Origin of the sequence: Lactobacillus gallinarum DSM 10532 = JCM 2011 (assembly GCF_001434975.1) — a bacterium.
In the GTDB taxonomy this organism is placed as follows: Bacteria; Bacillota; Bacilli; order Lactobacillales; family Lactobacillaceae; genus Lactobacillus; species Lactobacillus gallinarum.
Genome location: NZ_AZEL01000059.1, coordinates 1 through 315 on the forward strand (window position 1 = coordinate 1; position 315 = coordinate 315).

Here is a 315-nt window from a genome sequence, read left to right on the forward strand (position 1 = left end):
GAGGAAAAGATCACTTTGCAGGGCAATAAAAAGCATGGTACCAAACATAATGAGTATGTCTGTTATGAGTGTGGCTACAAGAATGATCGCGATGAAAATGCAGTTTTAAATCTTTTAGCTTTGGCAAAATAAAGAAAATAAACAGGGCTGGCTAGGTCCTTAAGCTGTAAGAGCTAGTCAATGTGATTACTCCTATTTGGAATATCAGAATACTAGTGAAGACGACAGTAAATGAAACAAAGAAAGGAAAAATATATCTTTCTGATATGTAGGAAATTCGTATTCTTCTACATATTTCCATGTTTTATATAGCAG

General features: G+C 34.0%; 1 protein-coding gene. It reads left to right on the forward strand.

The genetic code is table 11. From position 1 onward, the window contains the following. Positions 1-132: zinc ribbon domain-containing protein (locus FC37_RS10120; protein WP_156400669.1), on the forward strand; the 132-nt coding region annotated here is incomplete at its 5' end. Positions 133-315 lie beyond the last annotated feature (183 nt).